The sequence below is a fragment of the Microbacterium sp. SCPM-O-B-15248 (M128) genome (assembly GCF_058214835.1).
This window is the reverse complement of the sequence record NZ_JBYQLI010000012.1, coordinates 1-19,584: the sequence shown is the minus strand read 5'-3', so window position 1 is coordinate 19,584 and position 19,584 is coordinate 1. Positions and strand designations below refer to the sequence as shown.

The window sequence follows — 19,584 nt, the reverse complement described above, 5'->3', positions numbered from 1 at the left end:
CCCGTCCGCCGCGTGCGGGCGGGGCGTTCGCGTTCTCAGAACAGGGTGGGTTCACTCGCGGGGGCGACGGAGGGGCGAGCGGATGCCGTGGACCCGGTGGTCCGCACGGGGCCGAGCCGCGGCGCGGTCGCGGTGCGGCTGGCGAGTCCGGGCTGAGGGCGGCCGCGCGGGTGGTCGTCCTCGTCCCACCCGTCGAGGCGGTGCATCCGCAGCAGCGGCTGCACGCGCTTGCCCAGCCACCGCCGGTACGCCTGCGGCGCCTGGACCGACACCCCGGGGTACAGGCCGCGGTAGGACGACACGAGTTCCGGATGCTCGCGTTCGAGCCACTGCAGGAACCACTCCTTGGCGCCGGGCCGCAGGTGCAGCGCGCCGTAGACGACCCGCGCGGCGCCGGCGGCGCGGATACGCCCGAGGGCGTGATCGAGCGCGGCGACCGAGTCGGTCAGGTGCGGAAGGATCGGCATGAGGAAGACGGTCACGCGGAACCCCGCGTCGGTGGCGGCACGGACGGTGTCGAGGCGCGCTTCCGCGGTGGGCGTCCCGGGCTCAAGCGACCGCTGCAACGTGTCGTCGAACACCGCGATCGACATCGCGAGTGTCACACGGACCTCTTTCGCGGCGTCCGCGAGCAGCGGGAGGTCGCGCCGCAGCAGCGTGCCCTTGGTCAGGATCGAGAACGGCGTGCGGCTCTCGGTGAGCGCGCCGATGATGTCCGGCATCAGTCGGTAGCGCCCCTCGGCGCGCTGGTACGGGTCGGTATTCGTCCCGAGCATCACAGGCTCCCGCGCCCACGACCCGCGGCGCAGCTCGCCGCGCAGCACGTCGGCGACGTTGACCTTGACTACGATCTGCGAGTCGAAGTCGGCACCCGAGTCGAGGTCGAGGTACTCGTGCGTCTTGCGAGCGAAGCAGTAGGCACACGAATGACTGCATCCCCGGTACGGGTTCACGGTCCAGTCGAACGGCATCGCCGAGGCACCCGGAACGCGGTTGAGCGCGGTCTTCGCCACCACCTCGTGGAACGTCATGCCCGCGAACTCCGGGGTGGTGACCGAGCGCACGAGCCCGTCCATGCGCTCCATGCCGGGCAGCGCGGCCGTGTCGTCGACGCCGAGCTTCTGTCCCTGCCACCTCATCGCTCTATGGGAACAGAGATACGAACAAAGAGCAAGCGGATACCGATGACATTCGAAATGGAGGATCGGCGAAACCTCGCCCCATTCGCACCGCACAGGTACGCGGGTGAGAATGGGTCGAGTGATGTCGCCCGATCCCGAGCTCTCTCCCCGCCGCGCCGCGCGCGCGGAGGCCGAGCGACGGGCGACGGCGGCGCTCACTCTTCCGCCGCAGCCCGCGGCCCCGGCCTCTGAGGGAGACACCGCCCCGACCCTGCGCCGTGAGCGTCGGCAGCAGCGCGCACAGGCGGACTCGCCGCCGCTGTCGTTCCTCGCTTGGTGGCAGAAGCGCCCGATCCTCGTGCGCCGTCGGCTGGCGGCCCTCGCCCTGGGTGTCATCGTCGTGGTCGCCTGTGCGGTCGCGATCGGGATGGCGATCGCCGGTTCGCGACAGGGAGTCGACGCCCCCGATCCCGCGGTGGCGGCGGCGATGGCCGGTCCCCCCGCGGTGCCGGCCGAGGGGCTTCCCGTCCCGATCCTCGTCGAGTCCCCGGCGCCGAAGTCGCCGTGCGACGACCCCGCCGTCACCGCCGCACTCGCGTCGGGCGATGACGGCGCGACGATCGCCGCGATCGGCGGTGGGGAGGCGTTCCGTGCCGCCGTGGCATCCGGGATCGCTCCGTGCATCTCGCTCTCGGATGCTGATCGCCAGTGGGTCGTCGTCAACAAGCAACGCCCCTACGACCCGGTGGACTACCGCCCGAACGACCTCGTGATGCCGAACGGTGTGCGGGCGCTCGAGGATTCGGCGCTGCGGCAACGGGCCGCGGACGCCCTGTCGAAGCTGGTGCAGGCGGCCGAGGATGCCGGTGCCGGCGAGATCGGCTATCTCAGCGCGTTCCGCTCGTACGAGACGCAGCAGAAGACGTACGCGGCGCGGGTCGCCGTCGGCGGCGTCGCGGAGGCGGACAAGGAGAGCGCGCGCGCCGGGTTCAGCGAGCATCAGTCCGGGCTCGCGGTCGACATCGTTCCCTGCAGTCGGTCGTGCGGCACGCTCGACGACGTCGGCGGGTCGACCCAGGGGGCGTGGGTCCGCGACCACGCGTGGGAGTACGGCTTCATCACCCGCTACGTCGACGGCCGTATCGACGTCACCGGTTACGAGCCCGAGCCCTGGCACCTGCGCTACATCGGCCCCGAGCTCGCCAAGGCCTACCACGACGGCGGATACACGACGCTCGAGGAGTTCTTCGGGCTCCCCGCGGCGCCGACGTATTGAGGCTTGGAGGGATGCCGGAATCCGGCGGGCCGTTACGATCGAGCGCATGCCCCTCGCCCTCGTCACCGGTGCCGCGCGCGCCGACAGCATCGCCGCCGGCATCGTTCCGCGGCTCATCGCCGACGGCTGGGACGTCGTCGTGAGCGACCTGGACGCCGGCGATTTCCCGTGCGACCTGTCCGATCCGGTCGCGCCGACTCAGCTCATCGAGCGGGTCGCTCGCGAGCGCGGCACGCTGTCGGCGCTCGTCCTGAGCCACGCGCACGACGTGGAGTCCGGCATCCTGGACACGACCGCCGAGAGCTTCGACGCCCACGTCGCCGTGAACGCGCGCGCGATGCTGCTGATGATCGCGGCGTTCGCCCGTCAGGCCGACGCCGTGGGCGGGGCGATCGTGGCGTTCACGAGCGATCACACCACCGGGAACCTCCCGTACGGAGCATCGAAGGGCGCGCTGGACCGCATCGTCATCTCTGCGGCGCGTGAGCTCGGCCCGCGGGGGATCTCGGCGAACGTCGTGAACCCGGGGCCGATCGACACCGGTTGGATGGACGATCGCACGCGGACGGAACTGACCGCGATGCACCCGCTCGGCCGCTCCGGTACGCCGAAGGACATCGCCGCGATCACGTCGTTCCTGCTGTCCGAGGAGGGCCGCTGGATCAGCGGCCAGCTCCTCCACACCGACGGCGGTTTCTCGGCGCGGTTCTGAGCGTCCGCCTGTCACACCCCCACGAACACCGCCGCCGACACGACCCAGAACGTCAGCACGAACACGGTGTCGCGGCGGCGCCACGGCACGAGGTGCCGCTCGGTGCGGTCTGGGTGGGCGCCGAAGGCGCGGGCATCCATGGCGAGGGCGACGCGCTCCGCGTGGCGGATGGCCCCGGCCAGTAGCGGCACGACGTAGCCGAGCCAGCGCGCGGGGGCCGAGAACCAGCCGTCGCGGGCTCCGCGCACGCGGTGCGCCTGGCGGATGACGTCGAGTTCGTGTCCGAAGCGGGGCACGAACCGGATCGCCGCGAGCGCGGCGTAGCCGACGCGGTACGGCACCCGCAGGTGCTGCACGAGCGCGCGCACGAGGTCGGTGCCCGCGGTGGTGAGGCCGCCGATGAACGCCAGCGTCATGATCGCGGCCAGCCGCAGACCGGTCGCGAGGCCGATGGTGAGCGCCTCGTCGGTGAGGGCCCAGTCGCCGATGCGCAGCACCGCGGTCGTGGCATCCGTCCGTTCCGGGTCGATCCACAGCGCGAAGCCGATCCCCACCACGACCACCGACGCCGGCACGACAACCCCGAGGAGCACGAGTACACGCGGTGTCAGACGCGCACCGACGAGCAGCACCGCGTAGGCGAGCACGAGGAACGCCACCGGTGTGACGAGGTCGCGGACGAAGACGAGGGCGAGTATCGCCGGCAGCGCCGCCACGATCTTCGCGAGCGGGTTCAGCCCCCCGAGGAACGCCCCGCGTGCGACGGGGGCCGCCGCCAGGACGGTCACCGGTCGCTCCCGGGCAGGTCGCGCATCCGCCGGATGCCGGCGAGTTCCGGATGCCGTTCGAGCCCGGCGAGCGCGGCACGCAGGGGCGGTGCGTGCAAGCCCGTGCGGGCGAGAAGGGCGACGTCGGCGAACACCTCGTCGGCGGGGCCGTCGGCGGCGAGGCGTCCGGCATCCATCACGAGCATGCGATCGGCGTGCTCCGCGACGAGCTGCATGTCGTGGGTGACGACGATGATCGTCGTGCCCTCCGCGCGCAGATCATCGAGGAGCGAAAGGAGTTCGTCGGCGCGGGCGCGGTCCTGACCGAACGTCGGCTCGTCGAGCACCAGCACGCGGGCGCCGCCGACGAGCGCGGTGCCGACCGACAGGCGCCGCTTCTGCCCGCCCGAGAGCAGGAACGGGTGAACTTCAGCCTTGTCCGCGAGGGCGAAGCGCGTCAGGACCTCGTCGGTCTTCCGTCGCACCTCGTCGTCGCGGAGACCCTGACGCCGCAGTCCGTGCGCGATCTCGTCGAACACCGTGGTCGCGACGAACTGGTGCTCGGGGTTCTGGAAGACGAAGCCCACGCGGCGGGCGAGGTCGCGCGGCGACGCCCTCCGCACATCGATCCCGTCGATGCGCACCGCGCCCCGCGGCGGGCGCCGCACGCCCGCGAGAGCCTGCACGAGGGTCGTCTTGCCCGAGCCGTTGGCCCCGACGACGGCGACGAACTCGCCCGCCGCGATGTCGAGATCGATCCCGTGCAGCACCGGCGTGCGTCCGCGCGCGACGCGCAGGTCGCGCACCCGCACGAGCGTCTCGCGGTTCACGGGCGGCGACGAGTGCGGAGGGGCGGATGCCACAGCGGACCGCGCCGTGGCCTCGAGGGCGGCGCGCAGCTCGCCCGGGGTCAGCGGCAGCGGGTGGATCGCGTATCCCGCGCGGCGCAGACGCAGGGCCGCGAGCGTCGCGGTCGGCAGCCACACGCCGAGCGCGTGGAGGTCCTCGGCACGATCGCGCAGCACCGCGTCGACGTCGCCGTCGGCGACCACTCGCCCCGCGGAGTCGAGCGCGACGACCCGGTCGACCAGTACCATCGCGGCATCCAGGTCGTGCTCGATCAGCACGATGGCACGGTCGCCCACGGCGACGACGTCGCGGAGCGCGGCGTAGACGTCGTCGACCCCGGTGGGATCGAGGGTCGCGGTCGGCTCGTCGAGGACGAGGAGCGGAGCGCCCATCGCCAGGGCGGTCGCTATCGCCAGGCGCTGCCGCCCGCCGCCCGAGAGGACGTCGGGGGAGTCGCCGCGCCGCTCCCAGAGCCCGACGCGGCGCAGCGCCGCCTCGGCCCGGGCGAGCATGTCGGCGACGGGGAGCCGCAGGTTCTCGGGCCCGAAGCACACCTCGTCGAGCACGCTGCCGGTGATGAGCTGCGCGTCGGGGTCCTGGAACACCATCGCGACCGTCTGCGCGAGCTCGGCGACCGGTGAGGTCGCGGCATCCCGTCCGCCGACGGTCACCGTCCCCGACACCTCCGCGGGAACCGCGTGGGGGATGAGCCCGTTCATCGCCAGGCCGAGCGTGGATTTGCCGGAACCGCTCGGACCGAGCACGAGGACGACCTCACCGGGGTGCACGTCGAGGCTCACATCGGCGGGGGTGGCGCGGTCGGCGTCGAGGTGCGTGATCGCGACGTTCCGCAGGCGCAGGAGGGCGTCGACGCCCGTGCGGGGCGCCGCGGCGGTCGGGTGCGGGTGGGCGGTCACGGCTGTCCTGTCGGCGAGGACTCCAGTCTATTTAGGTGGGCCTTACCCGAGCGTTCGACGTCTCGATATCGAACCGAGGGGCGTGGCCTTCGTGAAAACGCAGCGCGACTAGGGCGAATGGGGGCGATATCGGTGGCGGCCCCGTGAAGGCGGTCACTAGCAAGGAACATGCACCGCGGGCTACCCCGAGCCCGTCGTTATCGACCGACGTCGGCGCCTTGCACGAGGCGCTGTCAGCCGCACCCAACGACAAGGACATGCCGTGATCGCCAGCAACGACTCCGAGAACGTGACGGGATTCGACCAACTAGCGTCCCCCCCCCCCCCCCCCGCGCTGGACATGACGCGGGACTGATTCCGCGTCGAACGATCATTCAGGGCGCGGCCTGGACGATTCCGGCCGTAGCTCTCGCAACCGCAAGTCCTGCGTACGCGGCATCGGGCAACCAACTCGCATTCACGCAGGTGCCGTTCGACACGCCCGCGTGCAGCCCCACCGACAGCGCCCTCGTTCTCCGTCTGAGCGGTGCCTCCAATGTCGGGGCATTGGTCCAGTTGTCGCTTCCGGCCGGCTGGTCTTGGGCAAGTGGAAGTGGCAGCTTCCTCACCGATTCGAACGGCGACGTGACCGTACCGGCTGGCCAGATCATCGCGGGGCCGAAGCTAGGCACGATCGCCGCGACCTACGGGTCCGGGTCATCGACCGTCACAACCGCGACCGACCTTGCGGTGGTCAGCAGGGGCTCGATGCAATACTTCGGGTTCGCTGCGCCGGATCTGTCGGTTCCTGCGGCGATCAACTCTGACTTCGTTCGCGTGTACGCGAACTGGAACAGTGTGTTGGGTGTGAAGGCGTCCGGAGAACTCTGGGTCTGCTACAACAGCGGCGCATGGACGCAGGTGGCGTCGGGAGTTGATACGGGCGCCAATCAGGCCGCGTACATCGTTGACAGCGATGTCCAGAAGGCAATCTGGACATCGGGCGGAGTGCTCTACCTCGGGGCATCCGCGGCCACGCTCCCTTTAGGCGTCAACAGCGGGTTCGTGCGGGTTGCAGCGGGCGCGGGCACAGCGGCAGCGGTAAAAGCAAATGGCGATGTGTGGAAGTGGGCGAAGACTGACGGGTGGTCATTCCTCGGCAGCGGGGGATTCTCTGGTCAAGGGCAGATCGCATGCCTCACTGCGAGCGCGGAAGTTGTCGTGTGGATAAAGGCTGGCGTGCTATACGGCGATTCTGTGCCGTTCGATTTGAATACGTCCGAAAATGTGAACTTCCGATACGTATTCACCGGGAGGGGAGAGAATGTCAACGACAGCGGTCTCGCCGCGATCAAAGCCAACGGCGATGCGTGGGAGCGAAAGGGGGGCGTCTGGTGGTTGATGGGCACCGGAGCAGATCTCGGCCCTGGAAAGGGCGGATTTCTTCCCGGTTCTGGACCCCTAGGCACTGTTGGTGGGGGGTGGTGGCTGAAGTCGGGCGTGATTATGAACGAGGCGGGCACAGGCGGTCTCGGCTCTGCTCAAAACCACGACATTGTGCGGCTCTACGACAATGGGAGAGCGCTTGTCGCTGCTCGCAGCGACGGCCAAGCATTCAGATACTACGCAGGATGGGGCACGCTCGACGTGAATGTGTCAGCCGGCGTGAATCAGATCGCGAGAGCGTGGAACTCCAGTTCGGTGGCAAGTCAAACGCCGATCTACTACATTCAGAGCGCCTCGAGTTGTTGAAAAGGACGGCCAAGAGAGTTGTGCGGAGAACGCAGTCCATCCAGTATTTCCCTCCGAGCTTTGTTGCTGTGGGGCTCATGACCGCCATGCGGTGTTTCTAAAACAAGGATCTTTCTGGGGCATCACGAGGGCCGCCGGGCGGCGTCTCGACGTCGAGGTGACGGCATCCCGACCCGCGCATGTGCGAGAGGGAGGGCCTGGGCAGATTGGAGGACCGGGGTCGCCGCCGCGGCTCCTCCGCCCCTCCCTCGCCCTCCGCCCCTCACGGGCGGCCGCGCTCTGGACGCCCCGATTGCGTAAACGGTACATTCGAGGTTCCTCCGCCCGAACGGACGATCTCGTGACCGGTCTCTCCCGCCGTCAGTTCCTGCACGCCACCGCCGCCGCTGCCGCCGCGACGGGGCTCGGGTTCGACTTCCTCGCGCCGCAGCTCGCGCGCGCCGCGACGACGTCGACCGACATCCCGTCGACGCTGCTCCAGACCATCCGGCAAGGCGCGATTCTGTCGGGCAAGTACCGCACGCTCACCACCGGGCCGGGGGAGCCGTACGTCCCGCGCATCGACGTGCTGCGACGCTCCCCGTCGCCCGCGCGCACCACGGCTCGCCGCTCGCTGCTGTACCTCGGCCACCTGTCCGATCTGCACGTCATCGAGGCGCAGTCGCCGGGACGCATCGAGCCGATGATCGTGCAGGACCACTCGGCGTGGGGCTCGGCCTTCCACCCGCAGGATCCGCTGAGCCCCCATGCGACGGCAGCGATGGTGCAGGCCTTCTCGGACGCGCGGTACAGCCCTCTCACGGGCGCGCCGATGAGCGCGGCGATCGTCACCGGCGACAGCGCCGACATGCACTCGCACCTCGAGCTCCGCTGGTACATCGACCTCATGGACGGCCTCGCCGTCGACCCCGCCACGAGCGGGCCGACGTGGCAGGGCGTCCAGGCCTGGAGCGAGGCGACGTGGGCGTACCGCCCCGGCGACCCGAGCGGCGGCGACTTCGGCGACTACGGCTTCCCGCGCCTGCCCGACCTCCTCGCACAGGCGATCGCACAGCCTGTGACATCCGTGGGCCTCCCCGCGCCCTGGTACGCCGTGTACGGCAACCACGACACGCTCCTGCTCGGAACGTTCGACATCAGCCCGCAGCTGCGCGCGCTCGCCGTGGGTGCCCGGAAGTCGTACACCCTGGATGCCACGGCATCCACGGCCCTCGAAGGCTGGGCCGCGGGTACGAGCGTGCTCGCGCAGACGCTGGCCGCGTTGGGGCTGGCATCCGGGGGTCCGGGGTTCAAGGAGGTCACGGCCAACCCCGAGCGCTACCTGTTCGAGCAGCGGGACTTCATGGCCGAGCACTTCCGGACGGAGCCCACGCCCGGACCCGTCGGCCACGGCTTCACCGCGCACAACCTCGCCTCGGGCGAGACGTGGTGGCAGGCCGACCTGAGCCCGCGCATCCGGGCGTTCGGACTCGACACGTGCAACGCCGTCGCCGGACCCGACGGTGCGGTGCCCGAGTCGCAGATACGGTGGCTGCGCGCGCAGCTCGAGATCGCGCAGCGCGACCAGGTGCTGGCGCTGATCTTCAGCCACCACAACAGCCTCACGCTCGAGAACCGCGCGACCCGACCGGGGGTGGACGAGAAGCTCTACGGGGCCGACGAGTTCGTGGCGATGCTGCTGGAGTTCCCCGTCGTCGTCGGGTGGCTCAACGGCCACACGCACTTGAACCAGATCCTCGCGCATACGAACGAGAAGAGCGGCTTCTGGGAGATCACGACGGCGTCGTGCATCGACTTCCCCCAGCAGCAGCAGGTCGTGGAGATCGTCGACAACCGCGACGGCACGCTCTCGCTCTTCACGACGGTCCTCGACCACGCCTCGCCCGCGGTGCCGGGACATTCGGGCTCCGTCGCCGACCTGGCCTCCCGGAGCCGCGAGCTCGCCGCCAACGACTGGGCCGAGACGCCGCTCATGCGCCGCGGCTCGCCGCTGGACCGCAACACCGAGCTGCTGCTGCCGGCGCCGTTCGACCTCTCGGTGATCACCGACGCGCAGCTCGAGGCGCAGCACGTCACCGAGCGCGCGCGGATCCTCGCGTACGAGAAGGAGCGGGGGCTGTGAGGCGGTCTCTGTTCGCGCTGCCGCTGGTGGCGGTCATCGCGCTGACCGGCTGCTCCCAGGTCGCTGCGATCGCCCCCGTGGGCGGCAACCACCTCACCGAGGTGCGTTTTGCCACCATCGACGTGCTGCAGCAGAAGGGCATCGCGCTCGAGGCGGTGCCGACGTGCACCGCCGACGAGGGGGCGGTCTCGTGCGCGGGAACCACGGCCAGCGGTGACGACATCACGGCCACCTCGCCGGCCGACGACCCCGACAGCTTCACCGTCGTCGTCGGCTCCGAGGCGATCTTCACCGGCAGCGTCAGCGCCGTGATCGACCAGGCCGCGGGGGTCGCCCCGTGAGGCGCGCGCTCCTCATCACGGCCGTCGTGCTCGGGAACGCCGTCGTGCAGGCGCTGTGCGTGATCCCGGGGCTGACGCCCGCGGCATCCCTCGTCTTCCTCGGTCTGCTGGCCGTTTCGGTCGCGGCCCTCGTCGCAGCCGCCACGGCGCTCGTCGTCCTGGTCGGCGCTGCGGGCCCGCGCCGCCCGCGAGTGCTCCGGGCGCTCGCGGCCGTGGTGGTCGGGCTCGTCGTCGTGGGCGCGCTCGCGGTCGCGTCGTCGGCGACCCTGGTGCCCTCGCTGATCGTCGCGGTCGTGATCGTCTCACCGGCGGGAAACCCGGATGCCACGGCGTGGAGCGGCCTGCGGGCGTTGGCGTGGCATCCGGTTCGGGCCGTGCTGCTCGCCGTGGTGACCGCGCTGGCGATCGGGGTGCTCGTCGTGGCCGCGCTGTTGCTCGGCTTCTTCGTGACCGGGTGGCTCGGGTCGTTCGCGACGTGGGCGGTCGTCGGTGCGGTGGCCGCCGTGCTCGCCCGGGCCTGGGCGCGGCTCGCGGTGCACCCCCGGCGCGTGCGGGTCGCCTAGCGCCGCGACAACCCGCGCGCGACGCCGGCGCCGCGCAGGCCCGATCCGATCACGAGGCCCACGGCGGTCCACACGACCGGGCCCAGCACGCCGACGATGAGGTACGTGATCCGCGCCCACGGCGCGAGGGCGCCGATGTCGGCGGCAAACCACACCGCGACCGCGACGATCAGCCCGATGATCACCGCGGAGACGAAGAAGCGCGCCGTCGCCCACACGCGGTAGCGGGTGAGAGCGGCGACGCCCTCCTGGATGCCGCCGAACAGGATCGCCGTGCCGAGGAACCGGAAGGTCCACTGCGGCGCCATCGCACTGGCCACGAGAGCCGCGAGAACGTGGGTCAGCAGCGCGACCCAGGGTCGACGCACCACCTGCTGCGCGATGATCCCGGGCAGCACGTGCGACCCGAGCACGAGGCCGTACGCCCACGGCGCGGTCGCCAACACCACGAGGGTCAGCCAGCCGGCCGCCCCGCCCAGGATGCCGGTTCCCACGCCGATCGCGGCGCACACGAGAAGGACCCGGGTGGAAAGACGCGAGGTCGACACGGGATCAGCGTATCGGCGTCGCGGCATCCGATTGACGGACGCCGTCCAAAAGAAACCGTTGGTGATGAATTGGCCGTGAGTTATGTTTGGGCAACGCGCGCCACAGATGCCGCGCAGATCGCTCAATTCATCCCCCCGTTTGGAGCGCACTATGGGTCGTACCCTGCGTTCGGCCGCGGTCATCGCGTTGGCCGGGCTTTTCACCGCTGCCGGAGTAACTTCCGTGCAGGCCGCCGAAGTGGGCGAGGGGGTGACATCCCCCACACCCATCGAATCCTCCACGGGCCGCTACATCGTCGTGCTCGACGAAGCCCCCGTCGCCACCTATGGCGGCGGTGAGGCGGGCCTGGATGCCACGAAGTCCGACGACGCGCGGTTGGACACCGACTCCGACGCGGTCCGTGAATACTCCGCTTTCCTCGAGCAGCGTCAGCAGGACGTCGCCGCCGAGGCCGGAGTCGACGCCGACTACTCGTACACGCTCGCCGTCAACGGCTTCAGCGCCGCGATGGATCCCAACCAGGCCGCCAAGCTCGCCGCCACCAAGGGTGTGCAGAAGGTCGTTCCGGACGAGATCCGCCACCCCGCGGCCGTCCCGTCGACCGAGTTCCTCGGGCTCGAGGGCGACGGCGGTGTCTGGCAGAAGGTCGGCGGCATCGAGTCCGCCGGTGCGGGCGTCGTGGTCGGTGTGATCGACACCGGCATCGCCCCGGAGAACCCGTCGTTCGCCGGTGACCCGCTCGGCACGACGCCGGGCGACGAGCCCTACCTCGACGGCAATGACGTCGTGTACCGCAAGGCCGACGGCACCGACTTCCGCTCGCCGCGAGTGGCGACAGGCAACGGGTGGTCGGTGGACGACTATTCCACCAAGCTCGTCGGTGCGCGCTACTTCGACCAGGGCGCCGCGGCCACCGGCTTCACCTTCGAGGCCGACTACCGGTCGCCCCGCGACGGAGACGCGCACGGCTCGCACACCGCCAGCACCGCAGCCGGCAACAACGGCGTCGAGGCCAGCGTCGAGGGCATCGACTTCGGCGCGATCTCGGGTGTCGCCCCGGCGGCGAAGGTCGCCGCCTACAAGGCGTGCTACTCCGGCCCCGACCCGCTCGTCACCACCGACGACGTCTGCGCGCTGAGCGACCTGCTCGGCGCGATCAACGCCGCCGTGGCCGACGGCGTCGACGTCATCAACTACTCCATCGGCGGCGGCTCGGCCACGACCACCCTCGCCCTCGAGGACGCGGCGTTCTTCAACGCCGCCGCGGCGGGCATCTTCGTCGCCGCCTCGGCCGGAAACTCCGGCCCGGACGCCTCGACCGCCGACCACGCCTCGCCCTGGTACACCACCGTCGCGGCATCCACGATTCCCACGTACGAGGGCACCGTGACGCTGCCGAACGGGTTCCAGGCGGCCGGGGCCTCGGTCTCGGTCCCCGCCGGCGAAGAGGTCACCGCCCCCGTCGTCTACGCCGGCGACATCGCCGCGTCCGGGACCGACCCGGCGAACGCGGCACTGTGTCTGCTCGGCTCGCTCGACGCCGCGCAGGCCGACGGCAAGATCGTCGTGTGCGACCGCGGGCAGAACGCCCGCATCGAGAAGTCGCAAGCCGTGAAGGACGCGGGCGGCGTGGGCATGATCCTCGTCAACGTCACACCGGCGTCGGTCGACAACGACTTCCACTCGGTGCCCACCGTCCACATCGACGCGCGCTACCGCGACGACCTGCTCGCCTACGTGCAGGAGACCCCGGATGCCACGGCCACCCTTGTGGGCGAGAACATCACGGGCGAAGAGACCCCGACGCCGCAGGTGGCCGGATTCTCGAGCCGCGGACCGATGCTCGCCGACGGCAGCGACGTGCTGAAGCCCGACGTCTCGGCTCCCGGTGTGGCGATCCTCGCCGCCGCCGCGAACGCCGAGGGCGCAGCTCCGACGTTCGAGTTCCTCTCGGGGACCTCGATGTCGTCGCCGCACGTCGCCGGTCTCGCCGCGCTCTACCTGGGGGAGCGGCCGCTCGCCACGCCCGCCGAGGTGAAGTCGGCCATGATGACCACGGCATACGACACGGTCGACGTCGACGGCGCTCCCGCGCAGGATCCGTTCGCGCAGGGTGCCGGTCACGTGGACCCGACGAAGTACTTCGACCCGGGTCTGCTGTACCTCAACGGCCCCGCCGACTGGGCGGCCTTCCTGCAGGGCAAGGGCCTCGAGGACTTCGGTGTCGAGCCGATCGACGGCAGCGACCTCAACCTCGCGTCGATCTCGATCGGGTCGCTCGCCAAGCCGCAGACGGTCACGCGCACGGTGACCTCTACGCAGGCAGGGGCCTTCGTGGCATCCATCGACGTGCCGGGGCTGGATGCCACGGTCGAACCGTCGACGCTGACCTTCGGCGCCGCCGGAGAGTCGCAGGAGTTCACGGTGACGTTCGCCCGCACCACGGCCCCGGCCGAGGAGTGGACGACCGGCTTCCTCACGTGGACGAGCGGCGACACGCAGGTGCGCTCGCCGATCGCCGTGCGCCCGACGACCGCCGAGGCTCCGGCCGAGGTCGCGGGCACCGGCCTGTCGGGCTCCACGGGCGTGGAGATTCTGCCGGGCGTCAGCGGTGAGCTGCCGCTGACGGTGTCGGGGCTGGCGGCCGAGACCCTGCTGGTCGACACCGACAACCCCGTCGAGGGTCACTCGGGCAACCAGGACTCGGGTGACGCGGACGGCTACGTCCGGTGGATCGTGGACGTGCCCGAGGGGACGACCCTCTCGCGCTTCGACCTCGACTCCTCGGACGACACCGGCAGTGACCTCGACCTGTTCGTCTCGCGCGTCGTGAGCGCCGACGACCTGCGGTACTACGAGCGGTTCACCTCGGCGACGGCCTCGGCCGACGAACGGGTGTCGCTGTCGAACCCGACCCCGGGCACGTACCTCGTCGAGGCGAACATCTACTCGTTCACGGCACCGTTCACGTGGGACATGACCTACGTGAACGTGCAGCCCGGCGGCGAGGGACAGCTCACGGCGACGCCGAACCCGATCCCCGCAGAGCAGGGCGTGGCGACGACGTACGAGCTGTCGTGGCAGGGCCTCGCGCCCGAGACGCGCTACCTCGGCGTCGTGCAGTACGGCGAGTCCGCGGTGCAGACGGTGCTCACGGTCGACTCGGGCCAGGCCGCGCCGGTCGTCGTGGATGCGCCGACCGTGACCGGCACGGCGAAGGTCGGCCGCACCCTCACCGCGACAGCGGGCACATGGAACCCCGCCGAGGTCACCACGGCGTTCCAGTGGCTGCGCGGGGGTGAGCCGATCGAGGGCGCGACCTCGTCGACGTATAAGGTGCAGCGCGCCGACGTCGGCACGGTGCTGTCGGTGCGGGTCACCGCGACGGCCGCGAGCACCGGGCTCACCGGCACCGCCGACAGTGCGGGCGTGCCCGTCGTGGCATCCTCGCGGACGACCGTGACGGTCAGCCCGTGGGTCGGTCGGACGTCCGACACCTACACCCTGACCGTGAAGGTGCGCCCCTCGGGCGGCCCCGCGGCCACGGGTGAGGCGACGGTGACCGTCGCCGGGAAGCCGTACACGGCGACCCTCGAGGACGGCCGCGCCACGATCACGCTCGACCCGCAGACGCGGGGCCTGCGGATCATCGAGGCCGAGTACGCCGGCAGTGACACCGTCGACGACTCGAAGGCGTACAGCGCGTTCATCGTGCTGCGCTGATCCTCCTGCCGACCGCGGCGTCCGGGCTCCGGCTCGGGCGCCGCGGTTGCGTGTGCGGGGTGGGCGTGTGCGGGGGTGCGGGGGTGTGCGGGCGCGGGGGCGCGTGGCGTGCGCGCGGGCGGGGTTCGGGGTGGTCGACGCCGAGACTGCAACTGCGTGACAAACCCACTGCACGCTGCAGGGGAGATGTCAGGCGGATGCAGTCTCGCGGGATGCACGGACCGGGGAGGAGCGGCCCGGGACACGCGGCCCGGACTAGACGCGGCGCCGTCGCGGCGTCAGGCGGACCGCGGGGAGGGGCGGCGCGGGGATGCGCTCGGGGCCGTGGTCGATGACTGCGCCGAAGCGCGGGGCCTGGGCCTCCCACGCCTCGCGCGCCTCGACGATCTCGTCGTGCGAGCGGCCCACGAAGTTCCACCACATCACGATGTCCGCTTCGAACGGCTCCCCGCCGAGCAGGAACACCCGCGCCCCCTCCGCGGAGCTGATCTCCACATGATCGCGCCCGGTCCCGAGGTACAGCAGTCGGGAGCCGTCGACGGATGCCGTTCCTCCCATGCTCGGCAGGGGCGAGGTGCGTCGCGCGGCGTCGGCGTCGACGGCATCCACCCCCGTCTCGACCTCCGCGGAGCCGATCATGCCGTAGAGGGCATATTCCCAGTCGCGGCGCAGAGGGACGCGGACGGTGACCCCGGGCGGGAGGCGCACCTCGGCGCCCACGATCGGGGTGTGCACGGTCGCCGGTGAATCCACCGCGCCGAGCGAGCCCATGACGACGACGGCGTCCGCACCGTCGCCGAGGTCGAGCACGGGCAGGTTCTCATGCCGCTCGAACGCCGGCGCGCCGTGGCGGCGGTCTTCCGGCAGCGCGACCCAGAGCTGGAGCGCATCGAGGGGGATCGGGTCGTCGCCGACCGAGTACTCCGAGTGCGCGATGCCTTCGCCACTCGTCATCAGGTTGAGTGCCCCGGGCCGGACCACGACGTCGCTGCCCACGGCATCCCGATGGCGCACTTCGCCGACGATCGGCCAGGTCACCGTCTGGAGTCCGATGTGCGGGTGCGGCTCGACGCGCATGAGCGTCTCCTGCGGGCCGAAGCGGTCGAGGAAGCACCACGCCCCCACCATCGGCAGCGCACGGTGCGGGAGGGTGCGGTGCACCTCCATGCCTCGGACGCCGCCGAGGGGCACCTCGCGGGCCTCGACCACGAGAGCGCGCGGCCCGTCGCACTCGACGGGACCCTCGGATGCCGGCGGGGCGACGTCCAACCGGGTCATGCCGGTTCGCTCGGATCGGCCGAGTCGGCCGCGTCGTCGCGGTTCGGCCAGTCGATGACGAGGCCGGGGACGTCGTGGTCCTGCAGGTAGTGCGCGACGAACGGGCACGAGGGGATCACGGCGTCGCCGCGGCGGGCGAGGTCGGACAGCGCCTCGCTCGCGAGGGTCGAGCCCAGACCCTTGCCTTTGAACGCGGGGTCCACCTCCGTGTGGGGCAGGACGACCCGTCCCTCCCCTGCGGGGCGGAACTCCAGGAATCCGCCGAGCGCACCGTCGATGTGCACTTCGTAGCGGCGGTCGTCGTCGTTGCGGGTCACGGTTACTGCGTCGGTCATGTCGCCTCCGGTTTCGGTCGATCGGGTCAACGTTCGCAGGGACCGCCGTGTTCCGCCATCCCCGGTGCCGCGCGGCACGCTGTGCCAGCGCCGGTGGGCGTTGGTGGTTCGGGGTCGGTGGTTCAGCCGCGCGCGCGGTGCCGGCGCACGGCGGCGCGGTTCGCGCAGCGCACCGAGCAGTAGCGCTGGCGGCCGTTGCGGGTGACGTCGACGACGACGCGGTCGCAGGGGGCGGCGCCGCACCGGCCCAGGCGGTGGGTGCCGCGGGTGACGAGGTGCAGCGCGGTGCCCACCGAGATCACCGCCGCCAGCACTCGGGGGAGTGCGTCATCGGTGTCGCGGTAGTGGAGGTGCCAGCCCTCGCCGTCGTGGTCGGTGAGTCGCGGATACGCCGCCGCCCCGGCCATCTCGAGGTTCAGCAGCGCCGCGCGCGCCGCGGGGTCGGGCTCATCGACGACCCGCAGCCACCGGTCGATCACGTCGCGCGTGCGCGCGTGGTCGTCGGATCCCACCGGGAACGCCATCGTCATGCCGAGCTCGCGCGTGCGCTCCTCGATGCCCGCGCGGTCGGCGGGCCAGTCGTTCGCGAGCGACGCCGCCAGCAGCACGGCGTACTCCCCGTAAGGGTTGAGGTGCATAACGGCATTACAGCACGCTGGCCTCATGACCGCCGCCGACACCCTCGCCCTGCCCGTCGCCCCCGTCCACGAACACGCGTGGATCACCGACTCGGTGCACGCGACGAGCGAAGGGCGGGTGCGGTACGTCCGCTGCGTCGGCTGCACCGCGCGACGTGTCGAGCTCGAGGCATCCGACCTCCCGCCGACGCCGCTGACCCGCGCGTTGCACTGATCCTCCACACCCCCGATTCCTGACGATTCCTCCCCCGAACAGAGCCGCTCGCCGGATGCGTGTCCGTGCCCCGGGTTACCGTGGTGGGGTGACTTTCCCCGGCGCCGCCCCCGAGCCGTACGCGGATGCGCCTCCCGAGGCGTTCGACGGATACGACGATCCGTACGCGGGGGCGGACTGGGATCCCGATCTGTTCGCCCCGCCCGACGACCCCGACGCTCCGCCCCCGCCGATGGATGCCACGACCTCCCCGTTCGCGCGAGCCGCGGTGGTGACCGGAACCGCGCGCGAACTGCCCGACGTGCGCGATTTCACCGGGCGCGATCCGCGCGAGGTGCTGCACGAGGTCTACGGCTACGACGCCTTCCGCGGCGACCAGGCCGAGATCGTGCAGCACGTGGTCGGCGGTGGCGACGCCGTCGTGCTCATGCCCACCGGTGGTGGCAAGAGCGTCACCTACCAGGTGCCGGCGCTCGTGCGCCCGGGCACCGGTCTGGTGGTGAGCCCCCTCATCGCCCTCATGCACGACCAGGTCGACGCACTCGTGGCCAACGGCGTGCGAGCGGCCTACCTCAACTCGACCCAGGCGCCCGCGGAACGCCAGGCCGTCGAGCAGGCGTACCTCGCCGGCGACCTCGACCTGCTGTACGTCGCTCCCGAGCGGCTCAATGGAGCGCAGACCCTGGCGCTCCTGTCGCGCGGACAGCTCAGCGTCATCGCGATCGACGAAGCCCACTGCGTGTCGCAGTGGGGCCACGACTTCCGGCCGGACTACCTCGCCCTGGGTGACCTCGCCGAGCGGTTCCCCGGTGTCCCGCGCATGGCTCTCACGGCGACCGCCACCCCCGAGACCGCCCGCGAGATCGTCGAGCGCCTGCGCCTCCGCGACGCCCGCACGTTCGTCGCGAGCTTCGACCGGCCCAACATCCAGTACCGCGTCGACGCGAAGGTCGACCCCCGCCGCCAGCTCGTGTCGTTCATCCGCTCGCAGCCCGAGGGGTCGGCGGGCATCGTGTATGCCCTGAGCCGCAAGAGCGTCGAGCAGACCGCGGCGTACCTCGCCGCGCAGGGACTCGACGCCCTGCCGTACCACGCGGGCCTCGACGCCTCGGTGCGCGCGGCGAACCAGTCGCGCTTCCTCCGCGACGACGGGGTGATCATGGTTGCCACGATCGCCTTCGGCATGGGCATCGACAAGCCCGACGTCCGCTTCGTCGCTCACATCGACTTGCCCAAGTCGGTCGAGGGCTACTACCAGGAGACGGGTCGCGCGGGCCGTGACGGCGACCCCTCGGTGGTGTGGATGGCGTACGGCCTCGGCGACGTCGTGCAGCAGCGCCGCATGATCGACCAGTCTCCCGGCGACCGTTCCTACAAGATGCGTCTCGGGCAGCACCTCGACGCCATGCTCGCCCTGTGCGAGACGGTCGGATGCCGCCGCCAGAACCTGTTGTCGTACTTCGGTGAACCGTCCGAGCCGTGCGGCAACTGCGACACGTGCCTGACGCCGCCCGACACGTGGGACGGCCTGGTGGCGGCGCAGAAGCTGCTGTCCACGATCGTCCGGTTGCAGCGCGAGCGCGGGCAGGCCTTCGGCGCCGGCCACCTGATCGACATCCTGCGCGGCGCCAAGACCGAGCGCATCGCTCAGCAGGGCCACGATCGACTCTCCACGTACGGACTCGGCGCCGATCTGTCCGATCAGGACTGGCGCAGTGTCATCCGTCAGCTCCTCGCGCGCGGCATCATCGTCGCCCAGGGCGACTATGGCACCCTCGCGCTCAGCGAGGCCTCGGGTGGCGTGCTGCGCGGAGAGACGCCGGTACCCCTGCGCCGCGATGCCCTCGGCCGCTCCGGCGGGGGTGGCGGATCGCGCCCGCGCAAGTCCAGTGCCGACGACGTCGCCGCCGGCGACCGCGATCTGTTCGAGGCGCTGCGCGCGTGGCGCGCCGAGCAGGCGCGCGAGCAGGGCGTGCCGGCGTACATCGTCTTCGGCGACGCCACTCTGCGCGCGATCGCCGCCGAGCGGCCCGGCTCGATGGGCGACCTCGATGGCATCACCGGCATCGGAGCCAAGAAGCGCGAGGCCTACGGCGACGGCATCCTCGCGGTCGTCGCCCAGCACTGAACTCGGGCCCGCTGTTCCCAGAACAGGCGATGCGTCGGGTACAGGCTGTTCCGCGCGGTTTCGCCCTGTTTCCGGTGCATCGCCTGTTCTCGTGGCGCCTGCGCCCGCCCGCGGGCCCCGGCGCCCCTGGTGTCGCTGTTCCCAGAACAGGCGATGCGTCGGGTACAGGCTGTTCCGCGCGGTTTCGCGCTGTTTCCGGTGCATCGCCTGTTCTCGTGGCGTCGCCCCCCGCCCGCGGGCCCCGGCGCCCCTGGTGTCGCTGTTCCCAGAACAGGCGATGCGTCGGGTACAGGCTGTTCCGCGCGGTTTCGCCCTGTTTC

16 protein-coding genes are annotated in these 19,584 nt (G+C 71.2%); 9 read left to right on the top strand and 7 right to left on the bottom strand.

The annotated features are described in order from the left end of the window. Positions 1–35: 35 nt before the first annotated feature. A complete protein-coding gene (locus AC3E6M_RS16375) occupies positions 36–1,139 on the bottom strand; it encodes an Rv2578c family radical SAM protein (RefSeq protein ID WP_490530535.1) in 1,104 nt (367 codons plus the stop codon). Between the two features lie 124 nt (positions 1,140–1,263). On the opposite strand from AC3E6M_RS16375, the gene AC3E6M_RS16370 reads away from it, so the two are divergent. Together AC3E6M_RS16370 and AC3E6M_RS16365 are read left to right on the top strand one after the other, a co-directional pair. After that, on the top strand, positions 1,264–2,397 hold the full coding sequence (locus AC3E6M_RS16370; protein WP_490530534.1) for a M15 family metallopeptidase: 1,134 nt from the start codon (positions 1,264–1,266) through the stop codon (positions 2,395–2,397). Between the two features lie 46 nt (positions 2,398–2,443). Continuing rightward, the gene (locus AC3E6M_RS16365) at positions 2,444–3,109 is read left to right on the top strand and encodes an SDR family oxidoreductase (RefSeq protein WP_490530533.1); all 666 of its coding nucleotides are present in this window, start codon (positions 2,444–2,446) and stop codon (positions 3,107–3,109) included. 11 nt (positions 3,110–3,120) lie between these two features. Here the strand turns inward: AC3E6M_RS16365 and AC3E6M_RS16360 are convergent, their stop codons facing one another. Further along, positions 3,121–3,897: an energy-coupling factor transporter transmembrane component T family protein gene (locus AC3E6M_RS16360; protein WP_490530532.1), complete on the bottom strand. Its 777-nt coding sequence runs from the start codon at positions 3,895–3,897 to the stop codon at positions 3,121–3,123. Beyond that, positions 3,894–5,642, bottom strand: coding sequence for an ABC transporter ATP-binding protein (locus AC3E6M_RS16355; RefSeq protein ID WP_490530531.1), 1,749 nt, complete (start codon positions 5,640–5,642; stop codon positions 3,894–3,896). The genes AC3E6M_RS16360 and AC3E6M_RS16355 overlap by 4 nt, the downstream gene beginning before the upstream one ends. Before the next feature lie 465 nt (positions 5,643–6,107). Here AC3E6M_RS16355 and AC3E6M_RS16350 point away from each other — a divergent pair, with 465 nt between their 5' ends. The 4 genes from AC3E6M_RS16350 to AC3E6M_RS16335 all read left to right on the top strand — a co-directional run bounded on the left by AC3E6M_RS16350 (position 6,108) and on the right by AC3E6M_RS16335 (position 10,399). Then, the gene (locus AC3E6M_RS16350) at positions 6,108–7,373 is read left to right on the top strand and encodes a hypothetical protein (protein WP_490530530.1); all 1,266 of its coding nucleotides are present in this window, start codon (positions 6,108–6,110) and stop codon (positions 7,371–7,373) included. 340 nt (positions 7,374–7,713) lie between these two features. Further along, positions 7,714–9,495 (top strand): TIGR03767 family metallophosphoesterase, encoded by a 1,782-nt coding sequence (locus tag AC3E6M_RS16345; RefSeq protein ID WP_490530529.1) that lies wholly within the window; start codon positions 7,714–7,716, stop codon positions 9,493–9,495. Next, on the top strand, positions 9,492–9,836 hold the full coding sequence (locus tag AC3E6M_RS16340) for a hypothetical protein (protein ID WP_490530528.1): 345 nt from the start codon (positions 9,492–9,494) through the stop codon (positions 9,834–9,836). The genes AC3E6M_RS16345 and AC3E6M_RS16340 overlap by 4 nt, the downstream gene beginning before the upstream one ends. Beyond that, positions 9,833–10,399: a hypothetical protein gene (locus AC3E6M_RS16335; protein WP_490530527.1), complete on the top strand. Its 567-nt coding sequence runs from the start codon at positions 9,833–9,835 to the stop codon at positions 10,397–10,399. The genes AC3E6M_RS16340 and AC3E6M_RS16335 overlap by 4 nt, the downstream gene beginning before the upstream one ends. On the opposite strand, the gene AC3E6M_RS16330 is transcribed toward AC3E6M_RS16335, so the two are convergent. Beyond that, positions 10,396–10,947, bottom strand: coding sequence for an ECF transporter S component (locus tag AC3E6M_RS16330; RefSeq protein ID WP_252370959.1), 552 nt, complete (start codon positions 10,945–10,947; stop codon positions 10,396–10,398). The genes AC3E6M_RS16335 and AC3E6M_RS16330 overlap by 4 nt on opposite strands. A 151-nt stretch (positions 10,948–11,098) precedes the next feature. Here AC3E6M_RS16330 and AC3E6M_RS16325 point away from each other — a divergent pair, with 151 nt between their 5' ends. Beyond that, on the top strand, positions 11,099–14,671 hold the full coding sequence (locus tag AC3E6M_RS16325; protein WP_490530526.1) for a S8 family serine peptidase: 3,573 nt from the start codon (positions 11,099–11,101) through the stop codon (positions 14,669–14,671). Between the two features lie 255 nt (positions 14,672–14,926). On the opposite strand, the gene AC3E6M_RS16320 is transcribed toward AC3E6M_RS16325, so the two are convergent. The 3 genes from AC3E6M_RS16320 to AC3E6M_RS16310 all read right to left on the bottom strand — a co-directional run bounded on the left by AC3E6M_RS16320 (position 14,927) and on the right by AC3E6M_RS16310 (position 16,922). Next, on the bottom strand, positions 14,927–15,949 hold the full coding sequence (locus AC3E6M_RS16320) for a pirin family protein (RefSeq protein WP_490530525.1): 1,023 nt from the start codon (positions 15,947–15,949) through the stop codon (positions 14,927–14,929). After that, positions 15,946–16,284 carry a GNAT family N-acetyltransferase gene (locus tag AC3E6M_RS16315; RefSeq protein ID WP_138178285.1) on the bottom strand — a complete coding sequence of 113 codons (339 nt, stop codon included), beginning with the start codon at positions 16,282–16,284 and terminating at the stop codon, positions 15,946–15,948. Before AC3E6M_RS16315 ends, AC3E6M_RS16320 begins: the two co-directional genes overlap by 4 nt. 122 nt (positions 16,285–16,406) lie before the next feature. Continuing rightward, positions 16,407–16,922, bottom strand: a complete 516-nt coding sequence (locus AC3E6M_RS16310; RefSeq protein WP_138178287.1) for a CGNR zinc finger domain-containing protein — start codon at positions 16,920–16,922, stop codon at positions 16,407–16,409. A 25-nt stretch (positions 16,923–16,947) separates the two neighbouring features. Between AC3E6M_RS16310 and AC3E6M_RS16305 the strand changes: the two genes are divergently transcribed. Beyond that, on the top strand, positions 16,948–17,136 hold the full coding sequence (locus AC3E6M_RS16305) for a hypothetical protein (protein ID WP_490530524.1): 189 nt from the start codon (positions 16,948–16,950) through the stop codon (positions 17,134–17,136). Positions 17,137–17,191: 55 nt separating this feature from the next. Further along, positions 17,192–19,264 carry a DNA helicase RecQ gene (gene recQ, locus AC3E6M_RS16300; RefSeq protein ID WP_490530523.1) on the top strand — a complete coding sequence of 691 codons (2,073 nt, stop codon included), beginning with the start codon at positions 17,192–17,194 and terminating at the stop codon, positions 19,262–19,264. The last annotated feature ends 320 nt before the right edge of the window (positions 19,265–19,584 follow it).

Coding starts and splice junctions, on each gene's coding strand:
- AC3E6M_RS16375 (WP_490530535.1), bottom strand. CDS start 1,139: ATGAGGTGGCAGGGACAGAAGCTCGGCGTCGACGACACGGCCGCGCTG.
- AC3E6M_RS16370 (WP_490530534.1), top strand. CDS start 1,264: ATGTCGCCCGATCCCGAGCTCTCTCCCCGCCGCGCCGCGCGCGCGGAG.
- AC3E6M_RS16365 (WP_490530533.1), top strand. CDS start 2,444: ATGCCCCTCGCCCTCGTCACCGGTGCCGCGCGCGCCGACAGCATCGCC.
- AC3E6M_RS16325 (WP_490530526.1), top strand. CDS start 11,099: ATGGGTCGTACCCTGCGTTCGGCCGCGGTCATCGCGTTGGCCGGGCTT.
- AC3E6M_RS16320 (WP_490530525.1), bottom strand. CDS start 15,949: ATGACCCGGTTGGACGTCGCCCCGCCGGCATCCGAGGGTCCCGTCGAG.
- AC3E6M_RS16315 (WP_138178285.1), bottom strand. CDS start 16,284: ATGACCGACGCAGTAACCGTGACCCGCAACGACGACGACCGCCGCTAC.
- AC3E6M_RS16310 (WP_138178287.1), bottom strand. CDS start 16,922: ATGCACCTCAACCCTTACGGGGAGTACGCCGTGCTGCTGGCGGCGTCG.
- AC3E6M_RS16305 (WP_490530524.1), top strand. CDS start 16,948: ATGACCGCCGCCGACACCCTCGCCCTGCCCGTCGCCCCCGTCCACGAA.
- recQ (WP_490530523.1), top strand. CDS start 17,192: ATGCGTGTCCGTGCCCCGGGTTACCGTGGTGGGGTGACTTTCCCCGGC.